Below are 24,717 nucleotides of genomic sequence, written 5' to 3'. Positions count from 1 at the left end.
TGTCATAACGGCTAATCCACCAGCTCGATATCTAGTCCGCTGAGTAAGTTTAACGCTGCAAAGCGCTCAAACTTAGCCCGACTGACATTATTATTTTTAATATCAATATTAAAATGCATCGCACCGACAAAGTTTACTTTACTCAAGTTTGTTTGCTGAAACAGGCTATCTCTAAAATCAGTGTTACTAAAATCACTGGTAGCTAAATTAGCCTGTCTAAAATCAACATCTTTGGCAAAACAGTCCGTCATGATCAAGCCTTTTAACTGTAACTCATAAAACGAGCTATGACTAAGTTGGCAATTTTTAAAACTCACCGATGAAGTAAGTGACAATTGTGGCCAATTGACCTGCGCCCATTGAATACTGTTGAGCTTACAATCAACAAAGCTGACTTCTTCTAACGAACTATAACCCCAATTTAAATCGCTTAAATTACAGTTAATAAATTCACACTCAATAAAACGACAATTACTAAATTGACTATGACTAAAATCACATTCAATAAACTGGCACTGTTCAAACTCAATGTCACTAAAGCGCTGCGCGCTGGCAACACATTTTGAAAATTGCTGATCGAAATAATCGAACTCTTTAAACACTCGAATGCTTAACCTCTAAATCGTTTTTCAAAGCAAGAACTGCGATATAGATCAACCCAAAAATAGGAATAATCGCTAATAGCCCACCAATTACAGCAACAATAACCGGTGTTGTTGTTTTTCTTTTACCAAGACGATAACTTATCCACGTAAAAAATGGGATGCATACTATAAATATCAAAGCCAAGAACTCACCAAGCAAAGTTGCACTAATACTCATTTACTATCCTTAATATATTTTTATTAAACCATTTTGATTACACCATAAAAAAACCCTTAAGCCTACACTTAAGGGTTTTAAATCAATAGTAAGATTAAGTGCTAATTAATCACTTATTCTGCTGATTTTTCAGCTTTTTCAACAACGCTAATAGCAAGCTCTGTAAGCGAATCTGCATTTGCTTTACTTGGTGCGTTAGTTAACAAACACGACGCTTGGGTTGTTTTAGGGAAAGCAATCACGTCACGAATATTATCAGTACCACACAGTAGCATTGCTAAACGGTCTAAACCGAACGCTAAACCAGCATGTGGTGGCGTACCGTATTTTAACGCTTCAAGTAAGAAACCAAACTTGTCTTGCTGCTCTTGTGCATCAATACCTAGGATTCTAAACGCTGCTTCTTGCATATCTGTATTATGAATACGTACCGAACCACCACCTACTTCGTAGCCATTTAGTACCATATCGTATGCATCTGAAATAGCCGCTGCTGGGTTTGCTTCAAGTTCGCTTGCATTTACATCTTTTGGTGCTGTAAATGGGTGATGAACAGCATGCAATGTACCTTCGTCGTCTTCTTCAAACATTGGGAAGTCAACAACCCAAAGTGGAGCCCAGCTATTTAGATTAGTGATCTCTAAATCAAGGCCAATCTTAATACGTAGCGCGCCCATAGCTTCGTTTACTGTGTTGCGTTTATCAGCACCGAATAAAATGATGTCGCCAGTTTGTGCGTTAGTGCGTGCAAGAAGTTCGTTGATCACCTCTTCATTTAAGAACTTAGCGATTGGCGATTGCACGCCTTCAGCGCCTGCACCGCGGTCGTTTACTTTCATCCACGCAAGCCCTTTCGCGCCATAAATACCGATGAATTTAGTGTAGTCATCTAGTTGCTTACGCGAAAGTGATGCACCGCCTGGTACTGTTAATACAGCAACACGGCCTTTTTCATCATTGGCAGGACCAGAAAAAACTTTAAACTCGACGTCTTTCACTAAATCGGCAACGTCAATTAATGTCATTGGGTTACGTAAATCAGGCTTGTCAGAACCATACAAGCTCATTGCCTCAGCGTAAGGCATGATTGGGAACTCGCCTAAATCCACGTCTAGCAATTGCTGCCACATTTCGCGGATCATTTTTTCTGTGATACCACGTACCTGAGCAGAGCTCATGAACGAGGTCTCTATATCGATTTGAGTAAACTCAGGCTGACGGTCAGCACGTAAATCTTCATCACGGAAACATTTAACAATTTGGTAGTAACGGTCAAAACCCGACATCATCAACAATTGCTTGAACAACTGCGGAGACTGCGGTAATGCGTAAAAACTGCCTTTGTGAACACGGCTCGGTACTAAATAATCGCGCGCTCCTTCTGGAGTAGCTTTTGTAAGTACTGGCGTTTCGATATCTAAGAAATTATTTTCATCTAAGAAACGACGCACAAAGCTGCTAGCTTTAGCGCGTAGTTTAATACGGTCACTCATTTCTAAACGGCGAAGGTCTAAGTAACGGTATTTTAAGCGACGCTCTTCAGAGTTTACCTGATTAAAATCAAGTGGTAATGGCTCTGAACGGTTGATGATAGTAAGGCCTGTGCCTAAAATTTCAACTTCACCAGTTGCCATATCTTTGTTGATTTGGCTGTCAGGACGTGCGCGAACTACACCTTTTAATTGTACGCAAAATTCTTGACGTAATGTATTCGCGGTATCCATTAAGCCTTCAACTTCAGGATCGAATACAACTTGTACTAAACCTTCTCTATCGCGTAAATCGACAAAGATAAGTCCACCAAGGTCACGTCGTTTGTTGATCCAACCACATAGTTCAACTTCTTGATCTACGTGAGTTTTATTTAGCTGTCCGCAGTATATAGAGCGCATAGTTTTCCTGTCAGTGTAAAGACGAATAGCCGCTTCCCCTAAGAATTGCTGTTTTTGAGGGAGAATAAGCCACTATTTATAAATCATTTTAGGGGGAGCATTATACCCAAGTTACTTGAAAATGCGAGCTCGGCAGCAGCTACTATGCTTTCAATTTATAGATTTGGTATACTAGCCAAAACACACAATCAGTTAACCGTTTTATGTTGTATTTAGGGTGTCCGCAGTGGTCAAGTACCGCGTGGAAAGGCAATTTATTATCAAGTCACTGCAAAAATGCCGATATGTTGCACGAATACGCACAGGTGTTTAATTCAGTCGAAGGCAATACCAGCTTTTATGCCGATCCTAGTGTTGAATCATTAAATCGCTGGCGTGATGCTGTCGGCAATGACTTTAAATTTACTTTTAAATTCCATCGACGCTTTAGTCATGAATTACAGCTTACTCATATCGATGACGAACTCACTGCATGGTTTAATTTATTCGAGCCAATATTGTCTCATGTTGGGCAAATCATGTTGCAGCTACCAAGTAGTTTTAGCCCCAAACAACTGCCGTTATTAGCACAGTTTATTGCCAAGCTCCCGACAGGTTTAAACTACGGCGTTGAAGTTCGCCACCCCGAATTTTTTAAGAAAGGCGCAGCCGAAATTGCCTTTAATCAGCTATTAATAGCAAACAATGTCAACCGTATCTCAATGGACACCCGCGCATTATTTGCAGTTAAGCCGAACACTGAAGCACTCATCGATGCCCAACAAAAAAAGCCCCATTTACCCGTGCATGCCATTGCAACAGGCAATCAACCTATGGCCCGCTTTGTGATTGCCGATTTAGATCATGACTATAAAAGCTATTACCAACCGTGGCTTAAAAAAGTAAAACAATGGCTTGATGAGGGTAAGCACCCGTATGTATTTTTTCATACTGCAGATAACCGCCAAGCACCATTATTAGCACGCGAGTTTTGCCAAGATTTAGGTTACCAGCACCCCGTGCTAAACCCTTTCACTGGTGAAAAAGAAGCCAGTCAAGCCAGCCTTTTTTGACTCGCGTTGAAAATTAATTAACTACAAAGAAGTATTGAATGAGTGATTTTAAACGCTATTTTAGCGGCTATCCAGAGCAAATTGTAACGCAAGTAATGCAGCTTATTGAAAATGATAAACACGGCGCGTATTTAACTAAAAAATACCCCAGCTCCCATAATATTACCAGTGACAAGTCGTTATACGCATACGCCACTGAGCTTAAAAAGCGCTATTTAAAAAATGCGCCACCGTTTGGCCGCGCCGCGTTTAAAAAACAAGGCGATATGGTCACTAACGCGCTAGGTACTCATACGTATCGTATGCAAGGTAAAACCCGCAAGCACGATTTAGCCATCAACAGTGATTTACTGCGTGCACCAGAGGAGTTACTCAAAGCTTTAGTAGTACACGAGCTCGCCCACTTTAAGGAAAAAGACCACAACAAAAGCTTTTACGCCCTGTGCTGCCACATGGAGCCAAGCTACCATCAACTCGAATTAGATTTACGGATTTTTTGTGTATTAGTAGCTGAAGGTAAAAACCCTTACACATAAAAATAACTGAATCACAAAGTACATAACCGAACAGTGAACATATAAATACTATGCAAGATGAGTACGGGAGATCTCTTCATTGACCCAATGTAGCAATTGCTTTATCGCTTTTGAAAGTACCTGATTTTGCCTCACTATATAACCTAAACTGGTAGTTGGAAATTGCGGTAATGCGGTCACTGTGGTAGTTAGATTTGCTTTACTGCGCAGGGAAAACTCTGGCACGATGGCAACGCCAAACCCCGCTTCAGCCCAATCAATTTGCGCATCCACACTGCCCACTTCCATCACCCGGTAATTTGGTAAGTTTAAAGATGGCAAGGCACTATCGAGCAAGTCTCGAGTTCGCGTATCATGGCCGAGTAAGATTAATGTTGGCGGCTCAGTCAGTGTAACATTGTTATCGTTTTTGGCTTGCTGCCATAACTTTAAATGATTACCTAATGCACACCATTTTATCTGCTGTAATTGCGTAAAATGCAGCGGCTCACTTTCTTTTTGGGCAATCACAAACCCTAAATCAGCTTCAGCACTTTTAACCAATGCTGACGCTTGAGAAGACGTTGTATTGAGCAAAGTAAAGTCAATGCCAGGAAACTGGCGCTTAAAAAGCTGAAAAGGCTCAATCAACAATAAACGAGAAATTATATCACTGGCGGCAATTGTCAGTGTGCCTTGGCTGAGATCATTAATCGCATTTAAGTCAGATTGGCAAACCTGTAATTCCCATAAGGTTTTTTGTCCAGACTCTAATAGCCGTAAACCTGCTTGGGTCAAACTAAAGGGATTACGTTCTATCAGTTTAACCCGTGTCGTTTTTTCTAACTGCTTAATATGCAAGCTAACATTTGGCTGTGTCATATGCAGCGCATTGGCTGTTTTACCAAAGTGCTTTAACTCAGCCAATGTGACAAAGGTTTTTAACCAGTGAATATCTAGCATCTTTATGACCTTAATGGTGTGAAATCGATATGAAATTCTTATCAAGATAATAATTATAATTAATTTCTCTTATTTTAATAGAGCGCATACCATATTCGTTCAATCAATTTGGAGATTAAATTATGCCGTCAATTGTTGTTGTAGGTGCAAACTGGGGTGATGAAGGCAAAGGCCGTATCGTCGATTTTCTAGCTGAGAACGCATCTGCGAGCATTCGCTTTCAAGGTGGTAATAACGCCGGACATACCGTTGTGAATGACTTTGGTACGTTTAAACTACACCAATTACCAAGCGGTATTTTTAATCCTGATTGTATTGCAGTACTAGGCCCAGGCATGGTGATAAGCCCTGCGGCATTAAGCGAAGAAATAGCCGAAGTTAACGCCGCCGGTGTTGATGTAAAATTATGTATTTCTGATCGTGCAACGTTATGCTTACCATTACACGCCCTTGAAGATACCCTCGAAGAAGTGCGCTTAGGCGATGCTGCTTACGGCTCTACTCGTCAAGGAATTGCACCTGCATACGGCGACCGAGTAATGAAAAAAGGCATTTTAGTTGGCTGGTTAAATCAGCCAGACGTTTTATTAGAGCGTATTCAATTTATGCTGGATTGGAAAATGCCACAGCTAAAAGCCCTTTACCCAAGCTGTGATTTTTCACAAACAGCTGAACAAATGACTGAGTGGTTATTAGCTGTCAGCGCTCCTTGGCGTGAATTTATTTGTAATGTAACAGAGCCTTTAAAAGCACTGCAAAAGCAAGATGCCAACTTATTGTTTGAAGCGCAACTAGGCGCAGGCCGCGATTTAGTTTACGGCGAATACCCGTATACTACATCATCAAACGTGACAGCTGCCTATGCAGGAATTGGCAGCGGGCTGCCAGCTTTGCGCCCTGAGCGTGTTATCGCTGTGGCTAAATCATTTAGCTCATCTGTTGGTACAGGTACACTCGTTACCGCCATGGCAGAGCAAGACAATTTTCGTGAAAGCGCGAACGAATATGGCGCAGTGACTGGCCGCCCACGTGATATGGGTTATTTTGATGCAGTTGCCACCCGTAACGGTGTTGAATTACAAGCAGCCACTGAAATCGCTTTAACCAAAATTGATTGCCTATCTGGCATGAAAGATTTAAAAATCTGCGTTGGTTATGCAGGCGATCACAGCGAGAACCCTATTTGGCCACAAACAGCGGCTTTAACGCCAATCTATGAAAGCATGCCAGCGTGGGATGAAGATATTACCGGTTGTCGTACATTCGACAGTCTGCCTGCTGCAGCGCAGCATTATGTAGAACGCATCGAAGCACTGATGGGAGTACCTGTAAGTATGGTGTCTGTGGGCCCTGAGCGTGAGCAAATGATTATCCGCTAAACACTCAATTGCTATAACCCAAGTGGTTTTATAAACCACTTGGGTTATACGCTAGGCAATTGCAGATTATCATCCACTATCTGAACAAAAATATTTTGAGTCAGTTATTCAAAAATATAAATCATTCCATCATAAAATAATTGATTGTCACCACAAGTGTATTTAAAGCACATTTAAACTCGATTTAACGCGTTCTAGTACAACGGTGGTTCTAAATGATTTGATATTATCGTTCTCATGAAAAAACTTATCACAAATCTCTTGAAAGCGCTGCATATTAGGCACAACTAATATCAGTACAAAATCGGCTGCACCCGTAACATAATAGCATTGCTGCACTTCAGGACCTGAAAAACGTTGCTTTAGTAGCTCAAGCTCAGAAATATGTGTCCTGTTAACCTCCACTTCTACTAAAATAGTGATAACTTGATTTAGCTTATCGGGGTCTAAAATCGCCACATTTGATACAATATAACCATTTTCCCTGAGTTTATGGATACGGCGCTGCACCGAGGCGGTTGATAGATGTACCGCTTCAGCCAGTTTTCGAAGTGGAGTTTGGCAATCTTTCTGGACTAATTCTAAAAGTGCATAGTCATAGCGATCTAGTTTCATAATATCTCAAGGTGATAAATTTTCTCGCAAACAGTACTTTTTTAGAGCCCATTTATCAATGGTATTGAAATAAAATATACACACCTAATCTCTTCTATATACCGACTATGCAAAACTCTACTAAAACTTCATTGGGAGTTACTTTAAATATAATTTCATCAGCACTTTTTGCACTAATGTTTGCTTACACTTCACTGTTAAATGAACTTCAAGGTCAAGAAACATATGGTTGGCGGGTTTTATTTACGGTGCCATTTTTAACTGTTTTTATTCTACTAAAAGGTTACTGGCCACTAGTACTGGGCATATATACGAGGGTGCGATATGAAAAGTATTTTTGGCTAACACGGCTCCTTTCATCTTTTTTAGTTGGTGTACAATTATGGCTATTCATGTGGGCACCCGTAAATGGATATGGTTTAGCGGTTTCATTAGGCTACTTTATCATGCCAATTACTATGGTATTTATCGGACGGCTTGCTTTTCAAGAGCGTTTAACCCCGCATCAAAAAGTAGCATGTTTATTTGCTCTCATAGCTATTTTAAATCTATTAATTGTTTCTCAATCATTTTTGTGGCCGGTTTGGGTTGTATGCATAGGTTACCCTATTTATTTTTGGCTACGAAAAAAAACCAACACTAATAACATTGGTTGCACATGGGTTGATATGCTCTTGAGCCTTCCTATAGCCTGTTATTTTATCTTTGCCAATGGACAAGTTGTCACGGAGTTAACCGTAAATTTAACATTGCTTTATTTAGTAGTAGGACTTGGGGGGATTAGTGCTCTAGCGCTTTCGTTTCAATCCCTATCTGCCCCCTATTTAAATTTAAGCCTTTTTGGTTTACTCGTTTATGTTGAGCCTGTGCTGCTATTAATAGTGGCGATTCTTTTAGGCGAGACTATCAACCAAAAGGATTGGCTTACGTACATAGCTATTTTGCTTGCGGTCATCACATTAATTCTTGAAGGTATAAGAAAGTTACATTTAACTCATTATCGCTAACATTGCTTACTTCTTATATTGCAACGAGGTTTATCAGTAATCCCTTAAAGCAACCAACTCCCCACAAACCAAAAAGCGCAAGGTAAACTCGCGCTTTTATTGTGTTATTTAAAGCTTAAAGTTTTAAAGCTTGGTAGCTTTATAAACCAAGTTTTGCCATAAAGTCGTCATCTAAATCACTTGCTTTAGCAGCATCATCAGCAGCTTTTTGTTTTTCTGCTTTATGCTTTGCTTCGTTTTCAATGATGTCATCTGGGTCAATAGCTTCAGCAATATCAAAATCGTGCAATTTGATAAACTCAGTTTTATCCATTGCTAATTCTAAATAAAAGATATTTTGTTTACTGGTGGTAAATGTCACGCGCCGTGCTTGCGGTCTATCCATCGTAGTATCGACCGAAATCTGTACTTGCTTATTGATGGCCATCATCTTCGGTTGATTTTGGGTAATTGAAGTATGTAACTGCTCGCGTACCTTTGAAGTAAAATCACCAACGATTTGGTTCATCAATTCACCGAGTACATTTGATACGTCGTCCGATAAGTGGCTATGAGCTAGTTCTTCTTCAGGCATCCCCATATTACGCATGTAATCATGATAAATCTCCATCGCCGCTTGCGAGGTGAAATTAGTAATTACCAGTCCTGTAAATCCGCCATCAAATAACACAAAACAACCGATATCAGGACGCATACAGGTGCGGGTTATTTTTTGTACCATTGCTGAGTAGCTAATACTATTACCACTTGCCGATGACAATACACTCGTTACAGAATGGCAAAGGGTTGCCAATATATCATCTGTGCTGATCACTTTACTTTTGCTCATAAACTTCTCTTTTTCTACTTGTTATTCATTATTCTAGCCAAGCTACTGAAATTATCACTGACTATCCAGCATAAAATGCTAAAATAGCCCTATTATTTTTCAAGAGACTGTTTGTGTGAACATAAAAGACAGCATTTATGCCACTGAGCAAGCGGTTAAAGACTTTAGCTTTGACCAACATGTAGTAGAAGTTTTCCCAGATATGATCCAGCGCTCAGTGCCGGGTTATGCAACCATTGTTAGTACGATGGGTAAATTGGCCGGTGAATATGCGCAAAGCAATTCAAACCTTTATGATTTGGGCTGTTCCCTTGGCGCAGTAACATTAAGCATGCGCCGTAATATCCGCACTGATAATTGCCATATTATTGCCGTTGATAATTCTCAAGCCATGGTTGAGCGCTGTAAATTACATTTGCACGGCTTTCGCTCAGAAGTGCCTGTTACAGTCACGCTTGGTGATATTAATGAGCTAAATATTGAAAACGCGTCAGTGGTCGCCATGAACTTTACTTTACAGTTTATTCCACCCGCACAGCGCCAAGCCGTGCTTGAAAAAATATACGCGAATTTAAAACCCGGTGGTGTATTACTGTTAAGCGAAAAAATCAAAGGCGAGAACGAGCAATGCGATAACTTGCTGATTGACTTGCACCACGATTTTAAACGCCACAATGGTTATTCTGAATTAGAAATTAGCCAAAAACGTACCGCCATTGAGAATGTAATGCGCCCAGATACTTTAAATGCTCACCTTTCTCGACTTACCGATATTGGCTTTAGCCAAACCCAAGTGTGGTATCAATGTTTTAATTTTTGCTCACTGGTAGCAATCAAGTAACAAATATAAAGAGTAATTCAATGTCTCAATGGTTTAACCAATTTTACGCCGCAATCGCACAAAGCCCGCTAAGTCACTGGCTGGAAACGCTACCTAGCCAATTAAAACACTGGCAATTAGAGGCAAGTCACGGTGATTTACCAAAATGGCAGAAAGTGTTAAAAAACTTGCCTGAAGTGGCGACCAAACACGTCAATATTATCGACAAAGTTGAAATTGGTGCCCCAGGCGAAATGACCGACGGCGAACAAAAACAAGTTACACACTTATTAAAACGAATGATGCCATGGCGTAAAGGCCCTTTCAGCCTACACGGTATTGAAATTGATACTGAATGGCGCAGCGATTGGAAGTGGGACCGTTTATTACCGCACATTGAGCCGCTAAAAGGCCGCACGGTTTTAGACATCGGCTGTGGCTCTGGCTATCACTTATGGCGGATGCGCGGTGAAGGCGCTGTGTTTGTGGTTGGCATTGATCCGTCTGATTTATTTTTATGCCAGTTTCAAGCCATCAAACACTTTAACCCAGATGAAAACGTGCATTTATTACCGCTAGGTGTTGAAGCCCTGCCTGAGTTAAAAGCCTTTGATACGGTGTTTTCGATGGGTGTGCTTTATCATCGTCGTTCCCCTATCGACTTTTTAGCACAATTAAAAGCGCAGCTTCGCCCAGGTGGTGAATTAGTGCTTGAAACCTTAGTCATTGAAGGCGATGAAAACACAGTACTCGTGCCCACTGACCGCTATGCGAAGATGCGTAACGTGTGGTTTATTCCGAGCACGGCAGCGCTAAAACTCTGGATGGAACGTGTTGGTTTTAAAGATGTGCAAGTGAAAGACTGCGCTATTACAACGCTTGAAGAACAACGTAAATCAGATTGGATGGAAAACGAGTCCCTGATCGACTTTTTAGATCCAAACGATACTAGTAAAACCATTGAAGGTTACCCAGCGCCGTTGCGTGCAATTTTGACTGCAAAGGCTTAATACTAAAGGAACTAGGTTTTAGGTGCTAGGAACTACCTAGCACCTGCGACCTAAATCTATTGTGTCATTATACGGACAAGTGTCCTTGTCAATAATAGTAAACTCATATTTGAACTAGCCGCGCCCTTGCAATTGTTGTAAAATACGCGCGTTTCTAAGCATACACATGCAAAACCATGCAACTTTTTTGAGGAAATCCTGTGAGCGAACAAAAACAGTCTCTAAGTTATAAAGACGCGGGCGTAGATATCGATGCCGGTAACGCACTTGTTGAGCGTATTAAAGGCGTAGTTAAAAAAACCCGTCGTCCTGAAGTTATGGGCGGAATTGGTGGCTTTGGCGCACTTTGCGAAATCCCAGCTGGTTATAAGCAACCAGTACTTGTTGCAGGCACTGATGGTGTTGGTACTAAGTTACGCTTAGCTATCGACCTTAAAAAACACGATACTGTAGGTATCGATTTAGTTGCTATGTGTGTAAATGACCTTATCGTTCAAGGTGCTGAGCCATTATTTTTCCTAGATTATTATGCAACAGGCAAACTTGATGTTGATACTGCCGCAGACGTAGTAACAGGCATTGGTAAAGGCTGTGAGATCTCTGGCTGTGCATTAATTGGTGGCGAAACTGCTGAAATGCCAGGTATGTACGAAGGCGAAGATTACGACATGGCTGGTTTTTGTACTGGCGTAGTTGAAAAAGCAAATATCATCGATGGCACAAAAGTAGCTGCTGGTGATCAACTAATCGCGCTTGCATCAAGCGGCCCGCATTCAAATGGCTTCTCATTAATTCGTAAAGTACTTGAAGTATCAAATGCTGATACAAGTGCTGAATTTGAAGGTAAAACATTAGGCGAAACTCTGCTTGAACCAACACGTATTTACGTTAAACCATTACTTGAGCTGTTCAAGCAAGTAGATGTTCATGCTCTTTCGCATATTACTGGCGGCGGCTTTTGGGAAAATATCCCACGCGTATTACCTGAGTCTGCAAAAGCAGTAGTTAAAGGTGATAGCTGGCAGTGGCCTGGTATTTTCAATTGGTTACAAGAAAACGGTAACATCACCACCCACGAAATGTACCGCACATTTAACTGTGGTGTAGGTATGGTATTGGTTGTGCCTGCTGACAAACTTGAGCAAAGCTTAAGCATCTTAAAAGAGCTTGGCGAAAATGCTTGGCACCTTGGTGAGATCCATGATGCTAAAGCTGGCGAAGAGCAAGTAGAAATCCTAGGCGGCCGTGATTAATGGCCCCTGCTCGTCTAGTAGTCTTAATTTCAGGTAGTGGCTCTAATTTACAAGCCATCATTGACGCCTGTAATAACGGCGAGATAAATGCAAACATAGCGGCTGTTATTAGTAATAAAGCAGACGCTTATGGCCTTGAGCGAGCAAAGCAAGCGGGCATTGCAACAGCAGTGCTCAGCCATAAAGATTTTGACTCGCGCGAAGCCTACGATGCGCAATTAATGAACGTTATTGATTCTTTTGCACCAAATCTAGTTGTATTAGCTGGGTTTATGCGTATTCTTACTCCTAACTTAGTGCAAAAATTTAAAGGAAAAATGTTGAACATTCATCCTTCTTTGTTGCCTAAGTACCAGGGGCTGAATACCCACCAAAGAGCAATTGATGCAAAAGATGACATTCATGGCGTAAGTGTGCACTTTGTTACTGAAGAGTTAGACGGTGGTCCTGTCATTCTTCAAGCCAAAGTACCCGTGCTGGCAGATGATACTGCTGACACATTAGCAAAACGCGTGCATGCACAAGAGCATATAATTTACCCTTTGGTGGTCAAGTGGTTCAGTGAACAACGACTTACTATGGAAGCAGATTATGCAGTTCTTGACAAAAAACAACTTCCTGCACACGGCGCGCACTACCCAGAATAAAAAACTAAGTGCCTTGCTATTGTGTGCGGGCACTTTATTACTTCCTACTAGTTTAATTGCTGGTGAACTTACTCAATTTGAAGCTAACTATGATATTTTGCGCAAAGGCGAAAACCATGGTCAAGGCGTCCGCACATTAAAAAAACTAGCAGATAACAGTTACCAAGTTAGCTACCACAGTGATATTGAGTGGATGATATTCTCAGATTCACGTAAAGAGACATCAAATTTTACTTTCAGCGACAAAAAAGTCACGCCTGTAAGTTATAGCATGATCCGCACAGGCACAGGCCCGGATAAAGAATATACACTGCAATTTGACCACACTAAAAAAATCGTAAACAGCAGTGAAAGTAAATACCCCATTGAATGTGAGTGGTCTGAGCAATTTCAAGACTCAATTTCATATCAAGTACAAGTGCGCGAAGAATTAAAAATGGGTAAAACCAGCTTTTCGTACCAGCTAGTTGATAAAAAAGGCAACTGTCGTGAGTATAACTTTGAAGTCGTTGGTAAAGAGACTATTTCCCTACCAATCGGTAATATCGAAGCGATCAAAGTAAAACGCTTATATGATAATGATAAACGCCAAGCGCTTGCATGGTTCGCCCCTGAAATGGATTACATGCTAGTTAGGATGTGGAAAGGCGAAAAAGGCGTAGAACAATTTGAAGTACAACTTAAGTCGTTCACGGTAACCAGCCCAGTTGCATTACCTGAAGAAGTTAAAAACGAAATAACACCGGAATAAATTGCTTGCAAGACGAAAGGCTCAAGTGTGACGATCATAACTTGGGCTTTTCAGCTTATAACCACATTAATTAAGTTCAAACGTTAAAACTGACGGCTAAATTAACTCACCCATTTTAAACAACGCAAATTCACCTGGTTCCATTTTTTGCCAACGCTCATCGTTGGTCAGTGGCCGAGTAGCGATCACCGTTACGACATCATTTGGCGTAGTTTCTTGTTGAAAATCTACCACCATATCTGCATCAATTAACGTAGCCTTACCGAACGGCGCACGGCGGGTGATCCAATGCAAATTATTAGTACAATACGCTAACACATACACACCATCAGTCAGCAACATATTAAACACACCTTTTTCACGTAAAGTGTGTGCAAGCTTTGCCGCATAACGAAACACTGACGCCATATTAGCTGGACGTTTAGGGTATTTTTCACGAATTTGATCGAGTAACCAACAAAACGCCAATTCACTGTCGGTATTACCCACTGGCCGATAATATTCAGGTTTTAAATCATGATAATTCGAAAGCTGACCATTATGCGCGTAGGTCAGCTCCCTGCCCCACAACTCACGGGTAAAAGGATGCGTATTTTCAAGACAGACACGGCCACGATTACCTTGGCGAATATGGCTAATCACCGAGACACTTTTAATGGGATAGGCCTTTACTAACTTGGCAATTTCAGACTGACAGCTAGGCTCAGGATCTTTAAAAGTACGACACCCCTTCCCTTCATAAAAAGTAATGCCCCAGCCATCTTTATGCGGACCTGTGTTACCACCGCGCTCTAACAGCCCTGAAAAACTAAAACAAATATCTGTAGGCACATTCGCCGACATGCCAAGCAACTCACACATAAAATAAATTAACCTTTCAAAAATTTTTATACTTTTAAAATACTGCTTTTTAAAAAGCGTAAACCCGTAACTTAGGCCTTAGCGGCATTGTTAAACATAAGCAAGGGCAAGGCAAGCAAGAAAACAGCTTAATTTTTTCTCAAATAAATCATACTGACGAATCACACATTTATCCGTATGCTGATGTGCACAGATTACAAAATAACAGTCACTGATATTTTCACTAAGCTACTTGATAATTATTCACTCTAGCGCTACTCTAACTAAAGGTGGTCTGACCTCTATTAAGGATTGAATACATGACACTCATATTTACACTTGGTTTAATCGTGCTGCTCAGCATCGCGAGTTACCACAGAGCGAGCTGGAATACTGCCCTTGGCGTTTCCATCGCAACACTTGTCATTGGTACCTTTGCAGGTGCATTTGGCGCAATTAGCTGGTTGATCTTCTTGATCATTGCAGTGCCATTGTCTGTTACTGGCATTCGTCAGCAATATATTATTAAACCTATTTTTGCCATGTTTAAAAAAGTTACTCCAACTATGTCTGAAACTGAAAAATCAGCCATTGATGCGGGTACAACATGGTGGGAAGCCGATCTTTTTTGCGGCCGTCCTGATTGGAACAAATTACACCAATACCCAATGCCTAAATTGACAATCGAAGAGCAAGCCTTTATCGATGGTCCAGTTGAGGTGGTATGTAGTATGTTGGACGACTGGGAAGCAACTCATGAGTTAACCGATTTACCACAAGATGTTTGGCAATACCTAAAAGATAATAAATTCTTTGCCATGATCATTAAAAAAGAATATGGCGGCCTGCAATTTTCTGCCTTTGCACAATCGTGTGTACTGCAAAAGTTAACCAGTAAATCTACCCTGCTTTCATCAATTGTAGGCGTTCCTAATTCATTAGGTCCGGGCGAATTGTTACAGCACTATGGTACTAAAGAACAAAAAGATCATTACTTACCTCGCCTTGCTAGTGGTCAAGAGATCCCATGCTTTGCCTTAACTTCACCAGAAGCAGGCTCTGATGCCAGCGCCATTCCAGATTATGGTGTGGTATGTAAAGGTATGTGGGAAGGCGAAGAAGTCATTGGTCTTAGCCTAACATGGAACAAACGTTATATTACGCTAGCGCCTGTTGCGACAGTATTAGGTCTGGCGTTTAAACTACAAGACCCAGATGGTCTACTAAGCGATGTTAAAGAGCCAGGTATTACTTGTGCACTTATTCCTACAGACATGCCAGGTGTTGAAATTGGTCGTCGTCATTTCCCGCTAAATGTACCATTTCAGAATGGTCCTACTCGTGGTAAAGACATTTTCGTACCGCTTGATTACATTATTGGTGGACCAGAAATGGCCGGCCAAGGCTGGCGCATGCTGGTTGAATGTTTATCGGTTGGTCGTGCTATTACATTGCCGTCAAACTCAACGGGTGGTATTAAAACAATTGCACTTGCAAGTGGTGCATACAGCCGTATTCGTCGTCAATTCCGTTTACCTATTGGCCAAATGGAAGGTGTTGAAGAGTCGCTAGCAAAACTAGCAGGTTATGCGTACAGCTCAGATGCGGCTGTTAGCATGTCAACTGGTGCGGTTGATTTAGGCGAAAAGCCATCGGTTGTTTCGGCAATCATTAAATACCATTTAACCGAGCAAATGCGTGATTCAACCAACCATGCAATGGATGTTCACGGCGGTAAAGGTATTATGCTTGGGCCAAATAACTATTTAGGTCGTGGCTATCAAGGTGCACCAATTGCCATCACTGTTGAAGGTGCAAATATCTTGACCCGTAATATGATTATTTACGGTCAAGGTGCCATTCGCTGCCATCCATTTGTACTGACTGAATTGGGTGCCTGCGCAATCGAAGATCGTGAAGAAGCGCTAGCGGTATTTGATAAAGCATTAATGGGCCACATCGGCTTTACTATGTCTAACCTTGTACGTACTAAGTGGATGAGCTTTACCGGAGCCCGTTTTGCAACTACACCATTTAAAGACGAAACAGCTGAGTTTTACCGTACTGCGTCGCGCTTTAGTGCGTCACTTGCATTGATGTCTGACATTAGCATGGCTGTATTTGGTGGCTCACTAAAACGTAAAGAGCGTATTTCCGCTCGTTTAGGTGATTTGCTTAGTTACCTTTATTTAGTGTCTGCAACGCTGAAACGTTATAACGATGAAGGCCGTAAAAAAGAAGATTTACCGCTTGTACAATGGAGCTGTCAAGATCACCTTTACCACTGCCAACGTGCACTTGCTGATTTAATTAACAATATGCCATCAGCTCCGCTTCGTGCAGCACTTAAGTTGATGTTGTTCCCGTTCGGTCGTCCAGTTCGTAAACCGACTGATAAACTTGAGCATAAATTAGCACAAATTTTACAAGTACCTAGCGAAACACGTAACCGTTTAGCAAGCTACGTATACTTAACAAATGAACCACTTAACTTAGTTGGTCGTCAAGAGCAAACGCTTAAAGACGTGCTAGCTGTTGAACCTTTATTTGATAAGGTATGTCGTGAAAAAGGCGTTAAACTGCCTTTCTTCCAGCTTGATAAAGTTGCTCAGATGGGACTTGAAGCGGGTATTTTAACGCAAGCAGAGGCTGATCAGCTGGCAAGCGTTGAAAAAGCACGTTTAGATGTTATTAACGTTGACGACTTTGACCCTGCAGATTTATTAGCAGGCAAAGCCGCACGTAATAACACGGCAAAAAAGGCGAATGCTGCTTAACATATTAAGTTAACACAGCCAACAGCACGCCTGTTGTGATCATCCAAACCAGCGCATAATGCGCTGGTTTTTTTTGTGCTATATATAATTGTAATGTACTCCAGCCAACACTCAGGCTTAGCAATAGCCACTCTATTTGAGCGACAAACAACAGATAGCTGCTAAGTATTATCAAAAAGAACAAGCAACTTGGCATAAATTGGCTGATAAAAAACAGCCGCGATTGGTTATTTGCTTGAAAAAATAGCTGGTACTTATCATGTAGCTTGCCACAATCAAATTGCAGTGAGCTGGTAAACAACACCATAAAAGCGGCGGCTATCACGTTAAATATAGCCTCTAAATCAGCACGCTCATTGAGCAAAGTAGTGATTGCCATAAATACACACAACAATAAAGCCACTCGCCATACTAGTACCCTGCTATGTTGCATAAAAAAGCTCAGCCAAAAAGTAAACAATGCATTGACCGATAATCGGTCGCTCAGCGAAAATGCTGGCAACAACATGCTCAGCGCAAATAATATAATAAAGCCACAGTGATAGGCTAACGGCGCTATATTAATCGGTAGCAAGACTAAAATAGCAGTGAATACTAAGCCATATATTAATGCTCTTGGCTTGTACAAACACAGTACACCGAGGCTAAACTGCAGTAACATAAACAGCACAAAGTGGGGTGCTCGTAGCCACTGTGAATAGTTTAAATCCAGCGCAATTACAGCACTTGCTAGCAACCAGCCATTGCTTAAAAGTAATAGTTTTATATCCATTAACTTAAGCCAGTTTGACCTTACAATAGTGCGTTGAAAGAGCCGCTGCTGACTATTTTGAATGGCTGATTTCATTGCACTGAGCATCACGCTTTGCAGTAATAGATACAGCCACGCCATTTGAGCGCCATATTGCGGCGCATCTATGCTGTCGATGATTTTGCCCAGACCTAAAAATAACAGCAAAATCATTCCAAGCATGGCTGAGCCAAGTACCACTAAAAATAATAAGCCGAAGTTTTTAAGTTGCTGTAGTAGTTGTGCCAGCTCAATTTTATAGGCCTGATAACGATACTGCATAAATGAGCGATATTGTGCAATCTCAAGCTTAATACCTAGCTTGCTCATAAGGGGACACACTCAAAGCCATGCTCGATAAACGGCGCCGGCTCATGGCAAGTGATAATGATTTGCCCATGCGCTTTATCTGCTAAATAATTATCTAGTAAACCAAGTAAATATATAATGCTGGCTTGATCAAGTGCCGCACTGGGCTCATCTAGTAACAAATACGGCGCACCGCGCATTAACGCTAAAATTAATTGGCACTTTTTTTGATTACCCGATGACAACGCATCAAAACGAGTCGCTAAAAAATCTGAAAAATTAAAGCCGCTGATAAGCGCTGTCGGCCAATCGCAGCCTAAACTGCTAACCGTTAAATTGATAATTTGTTTCGCGGTTAAAAACTCAGGCAGCGCGATGCGATCACTGGCAATTGCTACCTGTTTATAAGGCTCAGACAACACCTTGCCTGCAAATAATATCTGTCCACTTTGTGGTTGCTCAAGTCCAGCAAGCATCATTAGCAGCGTGGTTTTACCTTGACCGTTCGGCGCTTCAATACATACTCTCGGTGCTGTAAAGCTGATGCGATAATCTTTATATAGGATGTTTTGGGAAAATTGCTTGTGTAAACCACTAACTTCAATCATCACTTTCCTTTTATATGAGAGAGCCTTTTATATGAGTGAGTATTATAACGTAGGCTGTATTTTTAACGATACAGGCTTTGTAACACTTTGTTGCAGTTAAAATCAGCTAAAAACTTGCGTTAAAATAGGGTTAGGGCAACACTAAAACCGGTAAAAATATGATTAGATAACAATAAACCAAGGAATGTACTATGAACAAAAAATTGCAATTTGCCGCACTCGCCTGTGCAATCAATATTGCCTTGAGCGGTTGTAGCCAATCAACCTCAACAACAGCCGTCACCACAGTACAGTCGCAGCAAACTCAGCAAGTTAGCACCTATAATGCTAAAACCTTCTTTGATACGACCGCAATTATGGGCAGTAGCTTTTCACCCAATGGCGATAAAGTACTGGTAAGCTCTGATGAAAGTGGTATTTACAGCTTGTATGAAGTAGATGCAAAAACAGGCAACAAAACCCGCTTAACCAATTTTCAGGATAGCACCTACCCTGTCCGTTACTTCCCAAATGATGAAAGGGTCCTCTTTACCAAAGATTCTGGCGGCAATGAGCGCTTTCACGTCTACGTCCGTGAACTTGACGGGTCAATAACAGATTTAACCCCCGGCGATGAAACCCGCGCAAGCTTTGCAGGATTTACAGAAAATAGCAGCGAGTTTTTTATTACTAGTAACCAGCGCGATGCTAAATTTATGGACTTATACCGCGTTGATAGTAAAACCTATAAAATCACCCCGGTTTATCAAAATACGCTTGGTTTAGATGTCGGAGCAATCAGCCCCGATGGCCGCTATATCGCACTCTCTAAAAACAACACCAATAAAGACAGCGACACATTTATTCTCGATACCTATAAAAAGACCCTCAAACCACAGCTAATTTCAAAACACAATACACCAGCTCAATACACGCCTGAAACCTTCTCTGTTGATAGTAAATACTTATACTACTCAACGGATGCTAAAGGCGAGTTTTCACAAGTGTGGCGTTATGAGCTGGCCTCAGAGGAGCATAGCCCTGTATTAAAAGATAATTGGGATGTCAGCTTCATTTATTTTTCTAAATCAGGGCGTTATCAAGTCAGCGGTGTCAATGCCGATGCCAGCACTAAAGTCACGGTGATTGATACCCAGTCAGACAAAGAGATTGCGATGCCTCAGTTACCCGCAGGTAACTTACGTGGTGTTAACTTTTCTGCAGATGAAAAAAGCATGGCGTTTTACTTAAATTCAGATACCTCGCCAAGTAACCTGTTTGTCTGGCAAGTGGGTAGTGATAAGGCACAGCAATTAAGTAATACTTTAAGCAAAGAGATAGATCAAAATGATTTAGTTGAAAGTACCATAGTGCGCTTTAAAAGCTTTGACGGTTTAGAGATACCCGGCGTACTTTATAAACCCAAGCAAGCCAGTAGCAATAATAAAGTGCCAGCGCTAATTTGGGTGCACGGTGGCCCAGGTGGCCAAAGCCGCACTGGTTACAGTGCAATGCAACAACATTTAGTCAATCATGGCTATGCTATTTTTGCGGTTAATAACCGTGGCAGTTCAGGCTATGGTAAAACCTTTTTTCATTTAGATGATAAAAAACACGGCACCGACGACTTACAAGACATTGTTTACGGTAAAAAACACTTACAAAGTTTAGATTGGGTCGATGCAGAAAAAATCGGTATCATAGGTGGCAGCTACGGTGGCTTCATGACCGCAGCAGCGCTTGCTTTTGAGCCTGAAGAATTCAAAGTGGGCATTAATATTTTTGGTGTCACCAACTGGGTAAGAACGCTCAACTCAATTCCACCGTGGTGGGAAAGCTTTAAAAAAGCGTTGTACGATGAAATGGGCGACCCTGCAACGGACGGCGAGCGTCATCGTGCAATCTCACCGCTATTCCATGCTAAGAATATCACCAAACCGTTAATGGTTATCCAAGGCGCCAACGATCCGCGCGTATTACAGATAGAAAGTGATGAGTTAGTTGCCGCAGTGAAAGCCAATGGCGTACCGGTCGAATATGTATTATTTGACGATGAAGGTCATGGTTTTAGCAAAAAAGAAAACCGTATCAGTGCCTCCAACGCGTATCTAAACTTTTTAGATACCTACTTAAAAGAAAGCTTTGGCCCACAAGGCTAATATTAAAGCTGACTAGAAGTTTAATTATAAGCCTGTAATTCTGATCAAGATTGCAGGTTTTTTTATGTACTTTGTCAAGTTCAGATAAGGTAGCTGATAGAAAAAGGTGTTTTATGCAAAGATTTATATAAGGATTTTATAAGCTTGTTATTGAGGAAATAACAAGTGGCGGAGTGGACGGGACTCGAACCCGCGACCCCCGGCGTGACAGGCCGGTATTCTAACCAACTGAACTACCACTCCGCAGTGGTATGTGCATGGGGTAATGCACTTACTAATTTTATTACTGATATCAAGTGGCGGAGTGGACGGGACTCGAACCCGCGACCCCCGGCGTGACAGGCCGGTATTCTAACCAACTGAACTACCACTCCGCAGAGATATCATTATACTTGTTATTACTTAATTTGTTGGCGGAGTGGACGGGACTCGAACCCGCGACCCCCGGCGTGACAGGCCGGTATTCTAACCAACTGAACTACCACTCCAGCATACAAATTTTGTAATATAACATTGTTTAAATAGTTGGCGGAGTGGACGGGACTCGAACCCGCGACCCCCGGCGTGACAGGCCGGTATTCTAACCAACTGAACTACCACTCCAGCGCATATTTAAACTGTTATTTTTTCTTATTGGCGGAGTGGACGGGACTCGAACCCGCGACCCCCGGCGTGACAGGCCGGTATTCTAACCAACTGAACTACCACTCCATAATAAGAATATGTTTTACAACCATATGTTGTGTAAGTGTTGGCGGAGTGGACGGGACTCGAACCCGCGACCCCCGGCGTGACAGGCCGGTATTCTAACCAACTGAACTACCACTCCAGCATCTACTTACAAATTGTCGAAAATTGGCGGAGTGGACGGGACTCGAACCCGCGACCCCCGGCGTGACAGGCCGGTATTCTAACCAACTGAACTACCACTCCACATTTTCGTTGCTGTCTGAGTCTCCCCTGACAGCGGCGTGAATAATACGAACCAACCCCTACTTCGTCAAGGGCTTTTTTGTTTTTTTACAGGTTTTTTAGTCATCTGACATCGAAAGGTTTAAAATTTCACCGGATCTATCACTTTTTGAACCATTTTTGTCGAGTTCTTTTTTTTCATTACTTTGCGGCTCATTTTCAACTGCTGTTTTTTTCTTCAAAAATGGTAAGTTGATTTTCGGCATGATTGATTTTTTCTGCACAAATACACGAATTGCTAACCAACCCAACAGCAAAACCAGTAAATTCCCGCCAACAATTAAACTAATAAATGTAATTGTTGCCATTGATTCGGCTTCCTTAGCAACTCTTTCTATTTCTTGTTGCTGTGCTGGGGTAATAATTGGTTCTGGTAATTCAGGCACCACTTCTATTGGTCGTTCTATTTCAAATTTATAGGTCGGTAAAGTCGCCATAAATTCGCGCCCATTAACATTAGTACCAAAAACAGACAGTTCAATACTGTATCGCCCCCAATCATAATTTTTAATCGTCAGCTGACGGGTCAAACTGTTTTTAGCATCAAGCGTAAACATTTGCTCTTCATTATTGGGGTAATAAATTTTACCTTGGATCAATACCGTATCTGGTTGCACTATTTGGTTATCGAGGGTAATGGTTAATTGATGTTCTTGCAGGTCATCTTCGGCTAAGGCGATTTCATAACTAAAGGGGGGTTCTTTAACTTCGATAAGATCTTGCACCACGGTGCGCTTTAATAATGGGGTTTCAATATATAGCTCTGGTCGCCATTGTCCGGCTGGGAAAACTAATTTAAATTCACCGGTAAAAATACCATCTTTAGGGCGCTCATCGAAACCACGGCCATCGTCTTTAAATTCAGCAACATTCTGAGTGCCAGCGCCAAAGTTTGCAAAGTCACTGTTATTGGTGCTAATAAAGTCAACATTTAAACTGACCACATCCCGAAACAAGCCCACTTGAATCGGCTCACCATCATTTAGTATTTGCCCTGTAATTTTAACTGTTTCGCCACGAAACAGTAATGGGGGTAATGGTTCGGCTTGTAATTCTACTTCTCCTAACACCACAATCCGGCTTTTCGGCAAAATACTACCAACGACCTGCCAAGGCCCAGGCATTGGCTGCTTAATAGTAATCAGATCATAACTTAGCTCATCAAACCATTGTAGGTTGTCATCTTTTCTCGCCGAGGTTGCATAATATTTACTGCCATCGGGTTTTACCAATACCACTGCTGGTGCACCGGGCTTGCGAAAAAATAATAAGGTGATTTCGTCAACTTTATAATCAATACGAAAACGATTTTCCAGTAAAGGAATTTCATTTTGCCGCCCATCGCGCTGCAGTAAGGTTATTTTATCTTCATTTGTTGCACTGCTGGTGTTTGGTAACATCATAACCAAACACACAACTAACATTATGCTTCTCATGTTTTGCCTTATTCGGCGCGCCATATACATTGACCACCGGCTTCGTTGACTATATTTAATCGCTCTTCGTGAGCGAGTTGCTCATCATTATTGGCTTGTAAGACCACCAGCGGTGGACGGTTTGAATCTAAACGACGCAGTTCTTTTTGTTGTTGCTCACTGCCTTGATTTTTATTTTGATTAAGATTGAGCTTTACCTGCCCCCCCGTCATCGCTAAATAAACGTCAGCTAAGATCTCAGAATCCAGTAGTGCGCCGTGTAAGGTACGCTTAGCGTTATCTACATCATAACGCCGGCATAACGCATCTAAGTTATTCTTCTGTCCTGGATGCAAGTCACGCGCCATTTTGAGGGTGTCGAGAACTTGGCAGTAATCATGGGTTTTTTGGTAACCTTGATTGAGCAACGCAAATTCATTATCCATATGACCGACATCGAACGGCGCATTATGAATTACCAGCTCCGCCCCTTTAATATAGTCGAGAAACTCTTGAGCTATTTGATGGAATAACGGTTTATCACGTAAAAACTCATTAGTGATACCATGAACATCAATGGCTTCTTCGTCACTTTTGCGCTGTGGGTTGATATAAACGTGAAAGTTATTGCCGGTTAAACGACGATTCACTAATTCCACACAGCCAATTTCAATAATACGATGCCCTTGTTTAGGGTCGATGCCGGTGGTTTCTGTATCTAAAACTATTTGTCTACGTGCCATATCGAATTTAGCCTGACTCTGGTATCTTTCTATAATCACTTTATTGTACATAAGATCAAGGGAAAACAGTGCAAAAAACCGTAGAGATTTACACCGATGGCTCATGTTTAGGTAATCCGGGCCCCGGCGGTTATGGTATTTTTATGTTTTATAATGACCACGAAAAAAAATTAAGCCAAGGCTATACCCTCACCACCAATAATCGAATGGAAATGCTCGCAGCAATTGTTGCTCTTGAGAGTTTAAACCGCCCGTGTGAGATAAATCTCACCACCGACAGCCAATACGTGAAACAAGGTATTGAATCATGGCTTGCTAACTGGAAGAAGCGAGGCTGGAAAACGGCTGCTAAAAAACCAGTTAAAAATGTCGATTTATGGCAGCGTCTTGATGCAGCCTGCGCCCGTCATAATGTGACTTGGAAGTGGGTAAAAGGTCATAGCGGCAATAAATACAATGAAATTGTTGATGATTTGGCGCGTGATGCCGCTGGCAGTAAAGATTTATTAGTCGATGAAGGTTACAACCCTGAATAATATTAGTAGGTAATTCATCATAAACCATTTAACA

23 protein-coding genes and 7 tRNA genes are annotated in these 24,717 nt (G+C 41.6%); 12 read left to right on the top strand and 18 right to left on the bottom strand.

Features of this window, described 5'->3' with window-relative positions:
- Positions 1 to 11: 11 nt before the first annotated feature.
- The 3 genes from PSR9079_RS19655 to aspS form a co-directional block, all read right to left on the bottom strand.
- A complete protein-coding gene (locus PSR9079_RS19655) occupies positions 12 to 602 on the bottom strand; it encodes a pentapeptide repeat-containing protein (RefSeq protein WP_149982949.1) in 591 nt (196 codons plus the stop codon).
- Positions 595 to 822, bottom strand: coding sequence for a hypothetical protein (locus PSR9079_RS19650; RefSeq protein WP_149982948.1), 228 nt, complete (start codon positions 820 to 822; stop codon positions 595 to 597). Before PSR9079_RS19650 ends, PSR9079_RS19655 begins: the two co-directional genes overlap by 8 nt.
- Before the next feature lie 113 nt (positions 823 to 935).
- Positions 936 to 2,714 carry an aspartate--tRNA ligase gene (gene aspS / locus PSR9079_RS19645; protein WP_145242380.1) on the bottom strand — a complete coding sequence of 593 codons (1,779 nt, stop codon included), beginning with the start codon at positions 2,712 to 2,714 and terminating at the stop codon, positions 936 to 938.
- A gap of 203 nt (positions 2,715 to 2,917) precedes the next feature.
- Here aspS and PSR9079_RS19640 point away from each other — a divergent pair, with 203 nt between their 5' ends.
- On the top strand, positions 2,918 to 3,766 hold the full coding sequence (locus PSR9079_RS19640; RefSeq protein WP_149982947.1) for a DUF72 domain-containing protein: 849 nt from the start codon (positions 2,918 to 2,920) through the stop codon (positions 3,764 to 3,766).
- Between the two features lie 38 nt (positions 3,767 to 3,804).
- Positions 3,805 to 4,302 carry a M48 metallopeptidase family protein gene (locus tag PSR9079_RS19635; protein ID WP_149982946.1) on the top strand — a complete coding sequence of 166 codons (498 nt, stop codon included), beginning with the start codon at positions 3,805 to 3,807 and terminating at the stop codon, positions 4,300 to 4,302.
- A 48-nt stretch (positions 4,303 to 4,350) separates the two neighbouring features.
- On the opposite strand, the gene PSR9079_RS19630 is transcribed toward PSR9079_RS19635, so the two are convergent.
- A complete protein-coding gene (locus PSR9079_RS19630; protein WP_145242350.1) occupies positions 4,351 to 5,244 on the bottom strand; it encodes a LysR family transcriptional regulator in 894 nt (297 codons plus the stop codon).
- Between the two features lie 122 nt (positions 5,245 to 5,366).
- Between PSR9079_RS19630 and PSR9079_RS19625 the strand changes: the two genes are divergently transcribed.
- Positions 5,367 to 6,623: an adenylosuccinate synthase gene (locus PSR9079_RS19625; RefSeq protein WP_149982945.1), complete on the top strand. Its 1,257-nt coding sequence runs from the start codon at positions 5,367 to 5,369 to the stop codon at positions 6,621 to 6,623.
- A gap of 162 nt (positions 6,624 to 6,785) precedes the next feature.
- On the opposite strand, the gene PSR9079_RS19620 is transcribed toward PSR9079_RS19625, so the two are convergent.
- Positions 6,786 to 7,238, bottom strand: a complete 453-nt coding sequence (locus PSR9079_RS19620) for an Lrp/AsnC family transcriptional regulator (protein WP_149982944.1) — start codon at positions 7,236 to 7,238, stop codon at positions 6,786 to 6,788.
- A 107-nt stretch (positions 7,239 to 7,345) separates the two neighbouring features.
- Between PSR9079_RS19620 and rarD the strand changes: the two genes are divergently transcribed.
- A complete protein-coding gene (gene rarD / locus PSR9079_RS19615) occupies positions 7,346 to 8,245 on the top strand; it encodes an EamA family transporter RarD (RefSeq protein ID WP_149982943.1) in 900 nt (299 codons plus the stop codon).
- A gap of 139 nt (positions 8,246 to 8,384) precedes the next feature.
- Here rarD and PSR9079_RS19610 read toward each other — a convergent pair whose 3' ends face one another.
- Positions 8,385 to 9,074 (bottom strand): DUF3334 family protein, encoded by a 690-nt coding sequence (locus tag PSR9079_RS19610; protein WP_149982942.1) that lies wholly within the window; start codon positions 9,072 to 9,074, stop codon positions 8,385 to 8,387.
- 115 nt (positions 9,075 to 9,189) lie between these two features.
- Here PSR9079_RS19610 and cmoA point away from each other — a divergent pair, with 115 nt between their 5' ends.
- The 5 genes from cmoA to PSR9079_RS19585 all read left to right on the top strand — a co-directional run bounded on the left by cmoA (position 9,190) and on the right by PSR9079_RS19585 (position 13,555).
- Positions 9,190 to 9,915 carry a carboxy-S-adenosyl-L-methionine synthase CmoA gene (gene cmoA, locus PSR9079_RS19605; protein WP_145242356.1) on the top strand — a complete coding sequence of 242 codons (726 nt, stop codon included), beginning with the start codon at positions 9,190 to 9,192 and terminating at the stop codon, positions 9,913 to 9,915.
- A 20-nt stretch (positions 9,916 to 9,935) separates the two neighbouring features.
- Positions 9,936 to 10,904, top strand: a complete 969-nt coding sequence (gene cmoB, locus PSR9079_RS19600; protein ID WP_149982941.1) for a tRNA 5-methoxyuridine(34)/uridine 5-oxyacetic acid(34) synthase CmoB — start codon at positions 9,936 to 9,938, stop codon at positions 10,902 to 10,904.
- 200 nt (positions 10,905 to 11,104) lie between these two features.
- Complete coding sequence (gene purM, locus PSR9079_RS19595) at positions 11,105 to 12,157, top strand: phosphoribosylformylglycinamidine cyclo-ligase (RefSeq protein ID WP_145242360.1); 1,053 nt, start codon at positions 11,105 to 11,107, stop codon at positions 12,155 to 12,157.
- The gene (purN, locus tag PSR9079_RS19590) at positions 12,157 to 12,804 is read left to right on the top strand and encodes a phosphoribosylglycinamide formyltransferase (protein WP_145242362.1); all 648 of its coding nucleotides are present in this window, start codon (positions 12,157 to 12,159) and stop codon (positions 12,802 to 12,804) included. The genes purM and purN overlap by 1 nt, the downstream gene beginning before the upstream one ends.
- A complete protein-coding gene (locus PSR9079_RS19585; protein ID WP_404675521.1) occupies positions 12,758 to 13,555 on the top strand; it encodes a DUF3108 domain-containing protein in 798 nt (265 codons plus the stop codon). Before purN ends, PSR9079_RS19585 begins: the two co-directional genes overlap by 47 nt.
- 96 nt (positions 13,556 to 13,651) lie before the next feature.
- Here PSR9079_RS19585 and PSR9079_RS19580 read toward each other — a convergent pair whose 3' ends face one another.
- Positions 13,652 to 14,416, bottom strand: coding sequence for a class II glutamine amidotransferase (locus PSR9079_RS19580; protein WP_149982940.1), 765 nt, complete (start codon positions 14,414 to 14,416; stop codon positions 13,652 to 13,654).
- Positions 14,417 to 14,715: 299 nt separating this feature from the next.
- On the opposite strand from PSR9079_RS19580, the gene fadE reads away from it, so the two are divergent.
- The gene (fadE, locus tag PSR9079_RS19575; protein ID WP_149982939.1) at positions 14,716 to 17,172 is read left to right on the top strand and encodes an acyl-CoA dehydrogenase FadE; all 2,457 of its coding nucleotides are present in this window, start codon (positions 14,716 to 14,718) and stop codon (positions 17,170 to 17,172) included.
- Positions 17,173 to 17,176: 4 nt separating this feature from the next.
- On the opposite strand, the gene PSR9079_RS19570 is transcribed toward fadE, so the two are convergent.
- Both PSR9079_RS19570 and PSR9079_RS19565 read right to left on the bottom strand, forming a co-directional pair.
- Positions 17,177 to 18,292, bottom strand: coding sequence for a DUF6136 family protein (locus PSR9079_RS19570; RefSeq protein ID WP_149982938.1), 1,116 nt, complete (start codon positions 18,290 to 18,292; stop codon positions 17,177 to 17,179).
- Entirely contained in the window at positions 18,289 to 18,879 is a 591-nt protein-coding gene (locus PSR9079_RS19565) for an ABC transporter ATP-binding protein (protein WP_149982937.1), read from the bottom strand. Before PSR9079_RS19565 ends, PSR9079_RS19570 begins: the two co-directional genes overlap by 4 nt.
- Positions 18,880 to 19,070: 191 nt before the next feature.
- On the opposite strand from PSR9079_RS19565, the gene PSR9079_RS19560 reads away from it, so the two are divergent.
- Complete coding sequence (locus PSR9079_RS19560) at positions 19,071 to 21,017, top strand: S9 family peptidase (RefSeq protein ID WP_149982936.1); 1,947 nt, start codon at positions 19,071 to 19,073, stop codon at positions 21,015 to 21,017.
- Positions 21,018 to 21,183: 166 nt separating this feature from the next.
- Here the strand turns inward: PSR9079_RS19560 and PSR9079_RS19555 are convergent.
- From PSR9079_RS19555 to dnaQ, 9 genes are all read right to left on the bottom strand, one after another.
- A tRNA-Asp gene (locus tag PSR9079_RS19555) sits at positions 21,184 to 21,260 on the bottom strand.
- Between the two features lie 54 nt (positions 21,261 to 21,314).
- Positions 21,315 to 21,391 (bottom strand) — tRNA-Asp (locus PSR9079_RS19550).
- A gap of 37 nt (positions 21,392 to 21,428) precedes the next feature.
- Positions 21,429 to 21,505: transfer RNA gene (locus tag PSR9079_RS19545), tRNA-Asp, on the bottom strand.
- A 38-nt stretch (positions 21,506 to 21,543) separates the two neighbouring features.
- Positions 21,544 to 21,620: transfer RNA gene (locus PSR9079_RS19540), tRNA-Asp, on the bottom strand.
- A gap of 31 nt (positions 21,621 to 21,651) precedes the next feature.
- A tRNA-Asp gene (locus PSR9079_RS19535) sits at positions 21,652 to 21,728 on the bottom strand.
- 41 nt (positions 21,729 to 21,769) lie between these two features.
- Positions 21,770 to 21,846 (bottom strand) — tRNA-Asp (locus tag PSR9079_RS19530).
- Positions 21,847 to 21,873: 27 nt separating this feature from the next.
- Positions 21,874 to 21,950, bottom strand: a tRNA-Asp gene (locus tag PSR9079_RS19525).
- Positions 21,951 to 22,048: 98 nt separating this feature from the next.
- A complete protein-coding gene (locus PSR9079_RS19520; protein ID WP_149982935.1) occupies positions 22,049 to 23,425 on the bottom strand; it encodes a TIGR03503 family protein in 1,377 nt (458 codons plus the stop codon).
- A gap of 8 nt (positions 23,426 to 23,433) precedes the next feature.
- The gene (gene dnaQ / locus PSR9079_RS19515) at positions 23,434 to 24,147 is read right to left on the bottom strand and encodes a DNA polymerase III subunit epsilon (protein ID WP_149982934.1); all 714 of its coding nucleotides are present in this window, start codon (positions 24,145 to 24,147) and stop codon (positions 23,434 to 23,436) included.
- 68 nt (positions 24,148 to 24,215) lie between these two features.
- Here dnaQ and rnhA point away from each other — a divergent pair, with 68 nt between their 5' ends.
- The gene (rnhA, locus tag PSR9079_RS19510; RefSeq protein WP_145241653.1) at positions 24,216 to 24,683 is read left to right on the top strand and encodes a ribonuclease HI; all 468 of its coding nucleotides are present in this window, start codon (positions 24,216 to 24,218) and stop codon (positions 24,681 to 24,683) included.
- Positions 24,684 to 24,717 lie beyond the last annotated feature (34 nt).

The organism is Pseudoalteromonas rhizosphaerae (assembly GCF_902498845.1).
Lineage (GTDB): Bacteria > Pseudomonadota > Gammaproteobacteria > Enterobacterales > Alteromonadaceae > Pseudoalteromonas > Pseudoalteromonas rhizosphaerae.
The sequence above is the reverse complement of the archived record's forward strand: the minus strand, read 5'-3'. Positions and strand labels throughout refer to the sequence as shown.

What these genes read in the sequence shown, in the direction of transcription:
- PSR9079_RS19650 (WP_149982948.1), bottom strand. Translation starts at nt 822, where the DNA reads ATGAGTATTAGTGCAACTTTGCTTGGTGAGTTCTTGGCTTTGATATTT.
- aspS (WP_145242380.1), bottom strand. Translation starts at nt 2,714, where the DNA reads ATGCGCTCTATATACTGCGGACAGCTAAATAAAACTCACGTAGATCAA.
- PSR9079_RS19640 (WP_149982947.1), top strand. Translation starts at nt 2,918, where the DNA reads ATGTTGTATTTAGGGTGTCCGCAGTGGTCAAGTACCGCGTGGAAAGGC.
- PSR9079_RS19635 (WP_149982946.1), top strand. Translation starts at nt 3,805, where the DNA reads ATGAGTGATTTTAAACGCTATTTTAGCGGCTATCCAGAGCAAATTGTA.
- PSR9079_RS19630 (WP_145242350.1), bottom strand. Translation starts at nt 5,244, where the DNA reads ATGCTAGATATTCACTGGTTAAAAACCTTTGTCACATTGGCTGAGTTA.
- PSR9079_RS19625 (WP_149982945.1), top strand. Translation starts at nt 5,367, where the DNA reads ATGCCGTCAATTGTTGTTGTAGGTGCAAACTGGGGTGATGAAGGCAAA.
- PSR9079_RS19620 (WP_149982944.1), bottom strand. Translation starts at nt 7,238, where the DNA reads ATGAAACTAGATCGCTATGACTATGCACTTTTAGAATTAGTCCAGAAA.
- rarD (WP_149982943.1), top strand. Translation starts at nt 7,346, where the DNA reads ATGCAAAACTCTACTAAAACTTCATTGGGAGTTACTTTAAATATAATT.
- PSR9079_RS19610 (WP_149982942.1), bottom strand. Translation starts at nt 9,074, where the DNA reads ATGAGCAAAAGTAAAGTGATCAGCACAGATGATATATTGGCAACCCTT.
- cmoB (WP_149982941.1), top strand. Translation starts at nt 9,936, where the DNA reads ATGTCTCAATGGTTTAACCAATTTTACGCCGCAATCGCACAAAGCCCG.
- purN (WP_145242362.1), top strand. Translation starts at nt 12,157, where the DNA reads ATGGCCCCTGCTCGTCTAGTAGTCTTAATTTCAGGTAGTGGCTCTAAT.
- PSR9079_RS19580 (WP_149982940.1), bottom strand. Translation starts at nt 14,416, where the DNA reads ATGTGTGAGTTGCTTGGCATGTCGGCGAATGTGCCTACAGATATTTGT.
- fadE (WP_149982939.1), top strand. Translation starts at nt 14,716, where the DNA reads ATGACACTCATATTTACACTTGGTTTAATCGTGCTGCTCAGCATCGCG.
- PSR9079_RS19570 (WP_149982938.1), bottom strand. Translation starts at nt 18,292, where the DNA reads ATGAGCAAGCTAGGTATTAAGCTTGAGATTGCACAATATCGCTCATTT.
- PSR9079_RS19565 (WP_149982937.1), bottom strand. Translation starts at nt 18,879, where the DNA reads ATGATTGAAGTTAGTGGTTTACACAAGCAATTTTCCCAAAACATCCTA.
- PSR9079_RS19560 (WP_149982936.1), top strand. Translation starts at nt 19,071, where the DNA reads ATGAACAAAAAATTGCAATTTGCCGCACTCGCCTGTGCAATCAATATT.
- PSR9079_RS19520 (WP_149982935.1), bottom strand. Translation starts at nt 23,425, where the DNA reads ATGAGAAGCATAATGTTAGTTGTGTGTTTGGTTATGATGTTACCAAAC.
- dnaQ (WP_149982934.1), bottom strand. Translation starts at nt 24,147, where the DNA reads ATGGCACGTAGACAAATAGTTTTAGATACAGAAACCACCGGCATCGAC.